Source organism: Methylomonas rosea (genome assembly GCF_024505055.1).
GTDB classification, from domain to species: Bacteria; Pseudomonadota; Gammaproteobacteria; order Methylococcales; family Methylomonadaceae; genus Methylomonas; species Methylomonas rosea.
Genome location: NZ_JANIBL010000004.1, coordinates 52,290 through 63,759 on the forward strand (window position 1 = coordinate 52,290; position 11,470 = coordinate 63,759).

Below are 11,470 nucleotides of genomic sequence, written 5' to 3' on the forward strand. Positions count from 1 at the left end.
CACCTTGTAAACTAATTGGAAGATCGTTTCTGTTTTAAACGATACAACGCGGAAATATCCTCGTCGCCATAACCTTTGGCCATCAGTTTGGCATAGTCAGCAAGCGTCGCAATGGTTAGCGGGCAACCTACGCCGGCATGCTGAGCCATATGCTGAGCTATTTTTAAGTCTTTATGATGAAGCGCCAATTTAAAACCGGGGGGAAATTGGTTTTGGATCATGGTCTTACCGCGGTGATCCAAGAACCAGTTGCCGGCCGCGCCGCCGCTGACCACCTCGATGACTTTCTCCACCGGCAAACCTTGAGCCTCGGCAAAGGCCAAGGCTTCGGTTACTGCCTGGTTAATACCGGCACACATGATTTGGTTCACTGCCTTGCAAGCTTGCCCGGCGCCAACGCCACCTATGTGTTCGATACGTGCGGTCATGGCCGCCAACACCGGACGAACCCGCGCCAAAATTTGTGCGTCGCCACCGACCATCATTGCCAACGTGCCTTTGTTAGCGCCTTCCACACCGCCGGACACCGGCGCATCCAGAAAAGCGGTATTTTTTTCCGCGAGTTTTTGCGCCGCGACAGTCGCCGTTTCACTGCTGACCGTGGACATATCCACCGCCACGCTGCCGGGTTGGATGGTTTTGGCAATAGCATCCACCACCATCAATACGTCTTTATCCGCCGACACACAGATCAATACCACGTCGACTTGACCGGCCAGTTGTTCGATAGTCTCGCAAGCCTGGATTTGCAATTCCGCCGCTAACGCCTCGGCTTTACTAAAGGTACGATTGTAAACGGCGGTCAAGTATCCGGCCTTGGCAAGATTGCGCGCCATGCCCAGGCCCATGGCCCCCAATCCGATCAAGCCTACCCGCATGTCATATCCCCCCGTAATGTTGTTCGGACCATTATAGCGCCTTAGTCCGGCATCGACAGACCGTGCCGCGGATTACAGGGCGCCATGCTTTTGCAACAACGCGGCAATATTTTCCGCTAGGTGCCGGTATCCGGAGTCGTTGGGATGAACCGCGTCCGACTTAAGCGCGTTATTTGCCAGAATGTTGGGCACAGTATCCAGATCGCTCGGCACACCTTCGGACGCGGCAATCTCCTCATAAATTTTCGCGCTGCGTAAAAACACAACCCCAAACGCCGGGACACCCAATATAACGATCGGAATGTTGCGCTGTCTGGCTTCGGCAATCATGGCTTTGAGATTATCGCGGGTTTGCTCCGCCGCGATTTGTTGCAAAATATCGTTGCCGCCGTGGATTAAAATCAATAAATCGGGCCGATATTCATCCAGCAATGCCGGTAAACGCTGCCGGCCCTGCGCGCTAAGTTCCCCAGGAACGCCTTCGTTAATCACCTCGCGACCGCTCATCTGCGCCAGGACGCTGGGGTAATCATGCTGTGCCGACGCGCCGGTGCCATAGGTCAGGCTATCGCCGAACGCCAGAATCACAGCGTTATCGGGCAGCTTGCTCATGGTTGGCGCCGATCTATTGCAGGCCATGCAGCCGCAGAGCAATGCCACGGCAATCAGGAATATTTTCATGTTCGCCCTCGACTCCTTAAACGCTTGGGCACCTTACCGTTATCGATCCCGGACGTCCGGAGCCCTGGAGTCTTCCTTATTTTTCCAGGTAGGTATAAGCGTTCAATCCGGCCAGCAGTTCCTGCTCGAAAGTCTGCTTTTGTTCGGCCGACAATCCGCTGCCATCGAGCTTTTGCCGATAGGCTGTTTTTAAGGCTTCGGTATTGATATGCACGTAGTCCAGCAACTCGCTGACATCCTCGCCTTCCATGAAATCGCCGAAGCGATAGCCCTGCTCGTCCAGTTCGATATTAATCGAATGAGTATCGCCGAACAGATTGTGCATATCTCCCAAAATTTCTTGATAAGCGCCGACCATGAAAAAGCCGATCAGATAATCCTGATCTTCCGCGATAGTATGCAGCGGCATGGTATTGGCGATGTTCTGATGATCGACGTATTGGTCGATACGGCCGTCGGAGTCGCAGGTTAAATCCTGTAAAACCGCGCGCCGGGTGGGTTGCTGTCCCAGCTGATGAATGGGCATGATCGGAAAAATCTGGTCTATGCCCCAAATGTCCGGCATCGATTGAAACAAGGAAAAATTACAGAACACCTTGTCCGCCAGCTTTTCGTCCAGTTCCTGCAAAATTTCCCGGTGATGGTGATTGTCCAGGTTCAACTCGCGCTGAATCTGCTGGCATAAACTCACATAGTGCTTTTCCGCTTCGGCCAATTCGGTCAACGACAAATCGCCCTGCACGAACTTGGCGCGGGCTTCGGCCATGTTAAATTGGGCATTGTGATAAGCCTCGGCGATATTTTGCCCGGCTATTTCCACCGGCATGGCAGCACCTTGCAGGCTTTCCACTTCGGTGACATTGGTAATCAACACCGCATGATGCGCCGTAATAGCCCGGCCGGATTCGGTGATGATATTAGGCTGCTGCAAACCGTGTTGTTGACTAACCTCCGCGAAGGCGCGGACGATGTTTTCCGCATACTCGTTCACGCTGTAATTGATCGAACATTCGCGCCGTGAGCCGCTGCCATCGTAATCCACACCCAAGCCACCGCCGGCATCCACAGTCGTAATGTTGGCGCCGAGTTTATGCAATTGCAGATAAAACTGACCAGCTTCTTTCAAAGCCAGCTTGATGTCGTGGATATTGGCAATCTGCGAGCCCATATGAAAGTGCATCAGCTGCAAACAATTCAGCATATTCAATTGCCGCAAGCGGGCGATCAGCTGCAATACTTCGCTGGCATGCAAGCCAAACTTGGATTTTTCGCCGCCGCTGTTTTGCCATTTGCCGGCGCTGATGGTCGATAAGCGCACCCGCAAACCGATCAAAGGCGTAACTTGCAGCTTGGCGGCTTCTTCGATGATCATCTCTAGTTCAGAAGGCTTTTCGATGACGATGAACACCGACAAGCCCATCAACTGGCCCATCAAGGCCATACGGATGTAAAACCGGTCTTTGTAGCCGTTGCAGACAATGGTACCGCCGCGTTTTGCCAAACCCAAAATTGCCAGCAATTCCGGTTTGCTGCCGGCTTCCAGGCCGATATGCTCGGCGGAGACGATGCTTTCTACCACATTGCCTTGCTGATTGACCTTGATCGGATAGACCGGCGTGTAATGGCCGCTGTAATGATTAGTAGCTCTGGCCTGATCGAATGCCTGCTGTAGCTGGCGGATGCGGTCGCGCAGAATATCGGTAAAACGCAACAATACCGGAAAGTTCAAACCCTTGTCCCGCAAGGCCTGGGCGATGTCGAATAAATCGATTTCGGTGACGCAATCCGCTTGCGGTTTCACGCAGACATGGCCTTGGTCATTAATCGAAAAATAACCGTTACCCCATTGCTGGATAGCGTAAAGCTGCTTGGACTGTTCAATCGACCAGGGTTGTGTTCGCACGCGTTCTACTCGGACTGTCATAAAGAGGTAGAAATTCTAAAGTATAATGATGAACGTTATATGACTTTTTACAGGACTTCATCATGCTCGACGACCAATGGTTCAGCGAAGCGCAAACCGCTACCGGCACTGCTTTCTCACTAAAAATCACCCGTAAACTCCACGAGGAGCAATCCGAATTTCAGTTTCTGGAAATCTACGAAACCGAACAGTTCGGTAATCTGATGGTGATCGATGGCTGCACCATGGTCTCCACCCGCGATAATTTCTTTTATCACGAGATGATCAGCCATCCGGTATTGTTCACCCATCCCAATCCAAAAAACGTATTGATTATCGGCGGCGGTGACTGCGGCACCCTGCGCGAAGTATTGAAACATCCCGGCGTTGAATCAGCGGTGCAAATCGACATCGACGAGCGCGTCACCCGCTTGGCGGAAATCTATTTTCCGGAACTGTGCGAGTCCAATAACGATCCACGCGCCGATCTGAAATTCATCGACGGCATAAAATGGGTTAAAGACGCTGCGCCGAACAGCGTGGACATCATCATCGTCGACAGCACCGACCCGGTCGGCCCTGCGGAAGGCTTGTTCTGTGCCGATTTTTATAAAGATTGCTACAAAGCCTTAAGCGAGAACGGTATCGTGGTGCAACAAAGCGAATCTGCCTTGCTGCATATGAAAATCCTGAAGGAAATGCGCGAGGAAATGAAAGCAGGCGGATTTGCAAACTTCCAAACCGTATTCTTCCCGCAATGTATTTACCCGTCCGGCTGGTGGAGCGCGACGATGGCCAGTAAAGCCGACTTGTCAACATTCCGCGAGCAGGATGCTGCCAACAAGGGCTTTGATACTGTCTACTACAACAGCGACATCCACAAAGCCAGCCTAGCCATGCCGGAGTTTTTCAAAAAAGCCTTCGCTTAAACCGGAAACGAGCCGAAGCGGATCCGCGCTTCGGCTGCCGCCGAGCAGTATTTCACGCCGCACAGCACTCTCAAACCGCTTCACTACCTTAAGCTCGACATCACTGACCTTGATAGCTGTCGGACTATCTGAGACACTACAAATCGTAAGGTTGCACCTACAGCGCTTACCCGCTCGACGACATAATCTTGCGGCTGGCCGAACAATCCCAAAAGCTTATTTCAACACCCTCGCCAGGAGATGATTAGGAATCAACCGATGACCACGCCTCCTGACAAAACCCAGTTAATCTTGTCCAACACCTTAGTCGGCAAATTATCCGAAAACGGTCGCGACCTTTCGGAGCTGGAGCCTTATTTAGTGGTTTTATCCGGTAGCGAACAAGGCAAGCAATTTAAATTACATAATCACCAACATGTGCTGGGCCGCGAACCGGCCGTGGATATTCTGATTCCCGATCCGAAAGTCTCCCGGCGCCACAGCATGCTATCGGTGAACAGCCAGCATATCCTGCTCGAAGACTTAAATTCCACCAACGGCACTTACGTCAACGGCAAGCGCGTCGCAAAACATAAACTCGAACTGCTCGACAGAATCCGGCTGGGCGACACCTACCTAAAAATCGATTACAAACGCTTCAACGAAGCCAAATCCGAACAGGCACTTTACGCGGCGGCGAATCTGGATTCGATGACCAACATTCTTAACCGCAACGCCTTCATGTTGCGTGCGCAACAGGAGTTGTCTTTTTGTAAACGCAACGAAACCCGCTTGACCGTGATGATGTGCGACGCCGATCATTTCAAGCGAACCAACGACAACTTCGGCCACCTCGCCGGCGATCAAGTCCTTAAGGAATTGGCGAAAATTCTGAATGCGGAAATGCGCCAAGAGGACTTTCTGGCCCGTTACGGCGGTGAAGAATTCATCATGTTATTGCGGGAGATTTCCAGCGATGCCGCAGCCGCTTTGGCGGAACGCATCAGACTGACGGTGATGCAGCATACGTTTCAATACCAAAATCAGCAGATACCTGCCACCATTTCGATTGGCGTCTGCTCGTGCCGGGTAGTCACCGACACATCCCTGGAAGCTATCATTCAAGCGGCCGACGACGCCCTTTACCGCGCCAAGAAAAACGGCCGAAATCGCGTAGAAATCAACACCCAATAACTTTGATTTGCAAACCAGGCAAAACAAACATCTGGTCGCATAAGGTATTTGCATTTCTCTGCGCCGTGCGTTACTGTCGGACTTCCAGTGTTTTCGGCATTCTGCTGCTATGCTTAGCACGTCAGTAGAATTAAATTTGTAACACCACGGGAGTACCTAACATGAATAAAAATAAATTCCTCACCACCTGCTTACTGTCAGGTGCATTACTGGCAAGCCAAACGGCACATGCGGACGAAAACCATCCGGGTTATCTGGCGGGGTTTACTTCCAGAGTCAGCCAAGGCTTCGCTAACACCACTTTCAGTTTTATCGAAATCCCTAAAAACGTGGTCAACATCACTCACGACCAAAACATCCTGCTTGGTTCGAGTTGGGGCGTGTTACGTGGCGTGGCTCACACGGTCAGCCGCACCCTGATAGGCGTGGCGGAGCTGATTGCCTCGCCGATACCCACCGATGAATTTATCTCTCCGCCATACGTCTGGGACCGTTTTAGCGAAGATACCCGTTACTTCGGCCTGCATTTCCCCGGTTACTGGACTCATTACGGCCCGCTGGATCACGGTTATTCCGACACGCTGGACCATGGCAAGTAACGCGGACGATACCGCTCGATTTAGAGGATAAGATCATGAAAAAAAAATACGTATACATCCCGCTTGCCGTTCTGGCTCTATCGCTGACCGCCTGTTCCACGCCCAAAAAAGATGTGGCTGGACTCAGCGCTGAAATTGATGCCGCATCCAAAGGCCATTACGGTCAAGCCTTGCTCCACGCCTCAAAGGCTGAACAAGATTTAAAGTCGGCTAACCATGTACTGAAGCATTGGCAAAACGATTACTACTGGAACATAGACGAGAGCCTAAAAGCGCAGGAGGCTGCAAAATCAGCCGCGGCACACATTTTGGCCTCGGAAAAAGAGTATTGCCAGTGGCTGACCGAGGCGCATTCACAAAACCATCATCACGTGGAAACGATTCATGAAACCGTAGCCTACTTCAAAACCGGTAGCCACGTGCCGTTTAAAACCAAGGAAGATACCATCAGTCATATCGGTCACTTTTTACACGACCACCCCGACTCAACAGCTACTGTAACGGCTTCTACCGACACAGTCGGCAAACCAGCCGCTAACCAGGCGCTGTCGGAAAGAAGAGCTAAATCCGTTAGCGAACTGCTGATTAAAAATGGCGCCAGAGCCTCGCAACTGGTCTCCAAAGCTATCGGCGAAGCCGGCGGCCCAGATAACACGGCGGATCAGAATCACCGCGTTGCCGTGGTTATTTCCGCGCATCCCGACTATCTCGACTGCCCTAAACTGAAGTAAGTCCAACCCGCCCTGCTAGCGGCAGGGTGCTTGGCGGCAGAGATTCAATAACATCGATTATCGAATCTCTGCCCCACATCACATCTGGTCTGCCTGCTGTTTCCGCCGGTCCGCACTTTCAAAAATCTGCTTTTCCGCATCTCTGGCCTGATCCATGGGTTGCTTGATTGCATCCGCAAGCGGCGGCTGCACTGCTGCCGGCGGATTAGCCTTATCGGTCGGCGCCGAGTCGCAAGCCGGCAAACCGCAAGCCACTAGTAAAAAAATCAAAGTGTTTTTCATGGATTTATAAAACCTATTCGGGGGCTATTGGACATTACACTTCGGACTCAGCGGCCGGCGATGCCCAATATTCAATCATTCCGGTGCTCGCGGGGCCTACGCAAAACCTGCTGTATCGCCTGCTCCACCGCCATATCGACAGCACTGGCCATCTCCTGATATTGCTGCTCGCTGACGTTAATGCCCTTGTCGATGGTATTACGCACATAACACGGCGGTAATTTATTCAGCGCCAAACAGGCGACGTCTTCCTGAAATGCTTGACTGAACGGCTCGTCGGCCTGCTCGGCAAGCTTCCACAGCCGGTCTATCACCAATCGCTCGTAATAATTACTAATATTCAGCATAAAGACCTCTTGGCATGACATTGGCTAAAATTGCTAGCTAAGCATAGCCGAGAATCCTTTCGGGCCTAGTCCATTCTTTCGTTTTAGTAGACGCAATAGAGCTTTGGATCACTCCGCCCGTAAAGCTTCCAACGGATTCAATCTAGCGGCTTTGATGGCCGGCACCACGCCGGCCGCTATGCCTATACCTAAGGAAATTGCAAAGGCGGTAACGATGTAGTTCCAGGCCAATTGCACCGGTAGCGCCGGAACGAAAGCGGCAGCGAGCTTCACCAGTGCCACGCCCAACAAAACGCCTCCAGCCCCGCCGACCAAGCTCAGCAACATCGCTTCGCCGAGAAACAGGTTAAACACCATGCCACGCTCGGCACCGATGGCGCGCAACAAACCAATCTCAGACACCCGTTCCGAAACGGCGATGGTCATGATGGTGAGAATACCGACCGAGCCCACCAGCAACGAGATACTACCCAGCGCCGCCACCGCCAAGGTCAATACGCTCAATACCGAATCCATTTTTTCCAGCATCTGGTTCTGAGTGACTATCGTAAAATCCTCGGCTCCGTGCCGCGCTATCAAACGGCGCTTGATAGCTTTTTCGACTGTTTCCGCGCTGGTTTCGCTGCTGTACAGCAAATCGATTTCCATCAAACTCTGCCGATCAAACATTTCCATGGCCTTGCCGCTGGCGATGAATACAGTGTCATCCAGGTCAAAACCCAACATCTGGCCTTTGGCCTGCATCACGCCGATGACCCGAAACCGGTCGCTGCCGATGCGAATCCGTTGTCCCAGCGGATTGGCATTGCCGAATAATTCGGCGCGCATCTTACTGCCCAATACCGCGAAAGCGCGCGGGTTATCGAGACCATCGTTAGGCAAAAAGCGGCCGCTATCGACTTTCAGCTGCCATACTTGCGGCAACGCGGCCCCCACCCCAAATACATTGGCGCGGCGCTGTTTAGTGCCGGCCTCGATCCGCGCATTGCCTTGTACCAGTGGCATCGCCGCCAGCACATGGTCCAGATTTTCCAGACTGGCGGCATCGGCTGTCGATAATGGCCGCACCGTGCTGATGGTAGCACCGGATAAGCCAAAGGTAGTTGTTTTACCGGGATAAACCGCGATCAAATGCGTGCCGAACTGGGTAAATTCCGCTAGCACGAAACTATGAATACCACGGCCGATGGAGGTCAAAATCACCACGGCGGCAATGCCGATAATCAAACCCAACGCCGTCAGCAGGGAACGTTGTTTATGACTACTAATGCTGCGTAGCGCCAGTTTGGCTAAATCCAGCCAATTCATCTTAGCGCCTCGCCAAAGCCGCGACCGGATCCAGCCGCGCCGCCTTGCGGGCCGGCATTACCCCGAAAATCAAGCCGGTGGCCAGCGCCACCGCCAAGGCCGACAATCGGGCCCAAAGCGGCAAAGCCAGCGGAAAATTCGGATACAGCCACTGCAATACCAAGATTCCGAACTGCCCTATCACGCTGCCGACCAGCGCGCCAGCCAAAGACAGCAAGGCCGCTTCGCATAAAAACCAGCGTTGCAACTGGCTTTGCGTAGCGCCCAAGGCTTTCAACAAGCCAATCTCCGCCGTGCGTTGGCTGACGCTGACCAGCATCACATTCATCACCAACACGCCGGCCACCGCCAGACTGACCGCCGCAATACCGGCTACGGTAAAGGTCAATGCGGTAAGGATTTTGTCGAAGGTATTCACCACGCTGTCCTGGGTAATCACCGTCACATCGTCCTCGCCTTCATGACGTAGCTTGATGATATTGCGGACTTCGTCAACGGCTTTATACATAGCGGCTTCCGAATGCGCCTCAATTAAAATCCGAAACAAGGAATGGCTGTCGAACAAGGCTTGCGCGGACGCAACTGGCACAATGATGAGTTCGTCGAAACCGGTGCCTATTGATTGACCTTCCTTGGCCAACACGCCAATCACTCGAAACCGCCGGTCGTTGATGCGCAGCCATTGGCCGACCGCTTGCTGGTGCGCGAACAATTCGTCACTGATGGTTTTGCCGATCACGCACACCGAGATTTCCTTATCGGCATCGGCCTCCGGCAGAAATTGGCCTTGGGCCATCGTTAAATGCCGCACCCGCAGCAAAGCGTGCGTGGAGCCCATCACATTGGTTTCCCGCTCCAGACCGCCGACCGACACCGGCGCCGAGCCGATGCTGACCGGGGCAATCGCCGCCACCTGCCGGCTGCGAAACAAGGCGGCGGCATCGTCCAACGTTAGATCGCGCGGGGTTTCGCCGAACAGAGGCGGATGGCCGCCGGTGGTTTCGGTGCGACCGGGCAGCACGATGACCAGATGGGTGCCCAGCGATTCGAATTCGTGGACTACATAATTGCGGGCGCTGTCGCCCAATGCGGTCAACACATTTACGGCAGCCACGCCTATGCTCATCGCCAAAATAATCAGCGCGGCGCGAAGGGGCTGGGTCCGGATGGCTTTGCCGGCCTGAAGGAGTAAGTCTTTACTGAGCATGGCGATTGGGTAGCAAGCTTATCCGGCAGTTTAGCCGGAACCGCCAACAATACCCAGCGAAAACGCTAGCGATCAATAGGTTACAAAAGTAAAACCTTGAGCTTAGGTTTTCCGGCGGCTAAGCGGGGCCAGCCAGTGCGCGTCGGTGCAGCTCGGCGCACAGCCCCTACAGAACCGCGACCAATCAGTTGCCAAAGTAATTTATTATCAGTTTGCCGCCGGACATCACCAAATCAGGATACTCCAACAATTTAAGCTTTTGAATCGGATCGCCTTTTACCGCGATCAGGTCGGCAGGTGCACCGGACAGCAGAGTGCCCAGTAGAGGAATGTTCAGATACTGGCCGGCTTTGGAGGTTGCGGTCCGTATCACATCTAATGGCGTCATGCCCGCCAGATGTTGTAAGTACAGTAATTCCTGAGCATCTATGCCCCAGGGAATGTCAGGATGAGCGATTTCCGCGCCGTACAAAAACTCCGCACCCAGCTCGGCTAAGCGTCTGACATTGCTGCTCACGCCCGGACATTTGGACAAGGTGTCGATGGTGCTGACGATTCTGACCTGCTGTGCCACGGCCCGCTGTAATTGCGCATCCGGCAATTTGTCGCAGGGCGCATGCGCCCATTCATCGACACCGGCATCCAAGGCTAATTGTGCGCCTTTGGATTCGGCAAGATGCGCCGCCACCCGTCGGCCCAGTTGATGGGCTTCGTCGACGATGGCCGCCAACACAACCGGAGATAACGTCGGCCAGCTATGAGGCTTATCATGCGTTTTGGCATGCGGGTGTTCGGAGTGAGCGTGTGTGTGCCCGCCAGACCAAGGCGCGCCTGCTTCGCCACCCGGCTCCAGCGCCACTTTGATCAGCACCGCGCCGCCCGCCACCAGTTTCCGCACCGCTTGCCGCGCTTGTTGCGCGTCGGCTACCGGCATGGCAATGTCGGTTTCGCCCAGATTAGGGATCGGATAGCCTGCCGGCGCGGTAATAATCGGTCCCGACGTCATCAGCCTTAAACTGCCGTCACCGCCGACAGGCTGATGCAGCGGCCCGCCGACATCGCGCACCGTAGTGATGCCATGGCGCAACACGGAATCGGCCGGTACGTGTTGATAGCTTAAATGCGCGTGTAACTCGATAAAACCGGGCAATAAGGTTGCATCACCGAGATCGAGTCGGGGCGCATCGCTATCTTTAAAGGCTTCCCGACTGTCTATCCGGGTGACCTTGCCGTCACTGATCAGCACCGCTGCATCATTTCTGAGCGCATAGCCATCGAAAACCCGCGCCGCCGAGATTAGCAGCGGTTCATCTTGGGCGAAGGCGGCGCTGCCCGGCAAAGTCAGCGCCAGCACCGATAGCAATTGGAGGCAGCGGTTGATACGAGATTGAGATTTCATAGCTATTTCGCAAAAAACAGCGCCGGCGAAAAC

At 53.7% G+C, this 11,470-nt stretch carries 12 protein-coding genes; 4 read left to right on the top strand and 8 right to left on the bottom strand.

Going from position 1 to position 11,470, the window contains the following annotated elements; translation table 11 throughout:
* Window positions 1-11: 11 nt before the first annotated feature.
* The 3 genes from NP589_RS02285 to speA all read right to left on the bottom strand — a co-directional run bounded on the left by NP589_RS02285 (window position 12) and on the right by speA (window position 3,462).
* Entirely contained in the window at window positions 12-878 is an 867-nt protein-coding gene (locus NP589_RS02285) for an NAD(P)-dependent oxidoreductase (protein ID WP_256605494.1), read from the bottom strand.
* Window positions 879-950: 72 nt separating this feature from the next.
* Window positions 951-1,559, bottom strand: coding sequence for a GDSL-type esterase/lipase family protein (locus NP589_RS02290; protein ID WP_256605495.1), 609 nt, complete (start codon window positions 1,557-1,559; stop codon window positions 951-953).
* 76 nt (window positions 1,560-1,635) lie between these two features.
* Window positions 1,636-3,462, bottom strand: coding sequence for a biosynthetic arginine decarboxylase (gene speA, locus NP589_RS02295; RefSeq protein WP_371929638.1), 1,827 nt, complete (start codon window positions 3,460-3,462; stop codon window positions 1,636-1,638).
* Between the two features lie 83 nt (window positions 3,463-3,545).
* On the opposite strand from speA, the gene speE reads away from it, so the two are divergent.
* The 4 genes from speE (at window position 3,546) to NP589_RS02315 (ending at window position 6,894) form a co-directional block, all read left to right on the top strand.
* Window positions 3,546-4,391, top strand: a complete 846-nt coding sequence (gene speE / locus NP589_RS02300) for a polyamine aminopropyltransferase (protein ID WP_256605497.1) — start codon at window positions 3,546-3,548, stop codon at window positions 4,389-4,391.
* A 258-nt stretch (window positions 4,392-4,649) separates the two neighbouring features.
* Window positions 4,650-5,564, top strand: coding sequence for a GGDEF domain-containing protein (locus tag NP589_RS02305; protein ID WP_256605498.1), 915 nt, complete (start codon window positions 4,650-4,652; stop codon window positions 5,562-5,564).
* 161 nt (window positions 5,565-5,725) lie between these two features.
* Window positions 5,726-6,163, top strand: coding sequence for an exosortase system-associated protein, TIGR04073 family (locus NP589_RS02310; RefSeq protein WP_256605499.1), 438 nt, complete (start codon window positions 5,726-5,728; stop codon window positions 6,161-6,163).
* A 35-nt stretch (window positions 6,164-6,198) separates the two neighbouring features.
* Complete coding sequence (locus NP589_RS02315; protein WP_256605500.1) at window positions 6,199-6,894, top strand: OmpA family protein; 696 nt, start codon at window positions 6,199-6,201, stop codon at window positions 6,892-6,894.
* A 78-nt stretch (window positions 6,895-6,972) separates the two neighbouring features.
* Here NP589_RS02315 and NP589_RS02320 read toward each other — a convergent pair whose 3' ends face one another.
* The 5 genes from NP589_RS02320 to NP589_RS02340 all read right to left on the bottom strand — a co-directional run bounded on the left by NP589_RS02320 (window position 6,973) and on the right by NP589_RS02340 (window position 11,437).
* A complete protein-coding gene (locus NP589_RS02320) occupies window positions 6,973-7,176 on the bottom strand; it encodes a hypothetical protein (protein ID WP_256605501.1) in 204 nt (67 codons plus the stop codon).
* Between the two features lie 71 nt (window positions 7,177-7,247).
* Entirely contained in the window at window positions 7,248-7,523 is a 276-nt protein-coding gene (locus tag NP589_RS02325; protein ID WP_256605502.1) for a late competence development ComFB family protein, read from the bottom strand.
* A 108-nt stretch (window positions 7,524-7,631) separates the two neighbouring features.
* Window positions 7,632-8,831 (bottom strand): ABC transporter permease, encoded by a 1,200-nt coding sequence (locus NP589_RS02330; protein ID WP_256605503.1) that lies wholly within the window; start codon window positions 8,829-8,831, stop codon window positions 7,632-7,634.
* Window position 8,832: 1 nt separating this feature from the next.
* Window positions 8,833-10,038: an ABC transporter permease gene (locus NP589_RS02335; protein WP_256605504.1), complete on the bottom strand. Its 1,206-nt coding sequence runs from the start codon at window positions 10,036-10,038 to the stop codon at window positions 8,833-8,835.
* Window positions 10,039-10,222: 184 nt separating this feature from the next.
* The gene (locus NP589_RS02340; protein WP_256605505.1) at window positions 10,223-11,437 is read right to left on the bottom strand and encodes an amidohydrolase family protein; all 1,215 of its coding nucleotides are present in this window, start codon (window positions 11,435-11,437) and stop codon (window positions 10,223-10,225) included.
* Window positions 11,438-11,470 lie beyond the last annotated feature (33 nt).

Excerpts from the sequence above, each read along its gene's own strand:
- NP589_RS02305 (WP_256605498.1), top strand. The coding sequence starts at position 4,650 with ATGACCACGCCTCCTGACAAAACCCAGTTAATCTTGTCCAACACCTTA.
- NP589_RS02340 (WP_256605505.1), bottom strand. The coding sequence starts at position 11,437 with ATGAAATCTCAATCTCGTATCAACCGCTGCCTCCAATTGCTATCGGTG.
- speE (WP_256605497.1), top strand. The coding sequence starts at position 3,546 with ATGCTCGACGACCAATGGTTCAGCGAAGCGCAAACCGCTACCGGCACT.
- NP589_RS02290 (WP_256605495.1), bottom strand. The coding sequence starts at position 1,559 with ATGAAAATATTCCTGATTGCCGTGGCATTGCTCTGCGGCTGCATGGCC.
- NP589_RS02315 (WP_256605500.1), top strand. The coding sequence starts at position 6,199 with ATGAAAAAAAAATACGTATACATCCCGCTTGCCGTTCTGGCTCTATCG.
- NP589_RS02325 (WP_256605502.1), bottom strand. The coding sequence starts at position 7,523 with ATGCTGAATATTAGTAATTATTACGAGCGATTGGTGATAGACCGGCTG.
- NP589_RS02310 (WP_256605499.1), top strand. The coding sequence starts at position 5,726 with ATGAATAAAAATAAATTCCTCACCACCTGCTTACTGTCAGGTGCATTA.
- NP589_RS02335 (WP_256605504.1), bottom strand. The coding sequence starts at position 10,038 with ATGCTCAGTAAAGACTTACTCCTTCAGGCCGGCAAAGCCATCCGGACC.
- NP589_RS02320 (WP_256605501.1), bottom strand. The coding sequence starts at position 7,176 with ATGAAAAACACTTTGATTTTTTTACTAGTGGCTTGCGGTTTGCCGGCT.
- NP589_RS02285 (WP_256605494.1), bottom strand. The coding sequence starts at position 878 with ATGCGGGTAGGCTTGATCGGATTGGGGGCCATGGGCCTGGGCATGGCG.
- NP589_RS02330 (WP_256605503.1), bottom strand. The coding sequence starts at position 8,831 with ATGAATTGGCTGGATTTAGCCAAACTGGCGCTACGCAGCATTAGTAGT.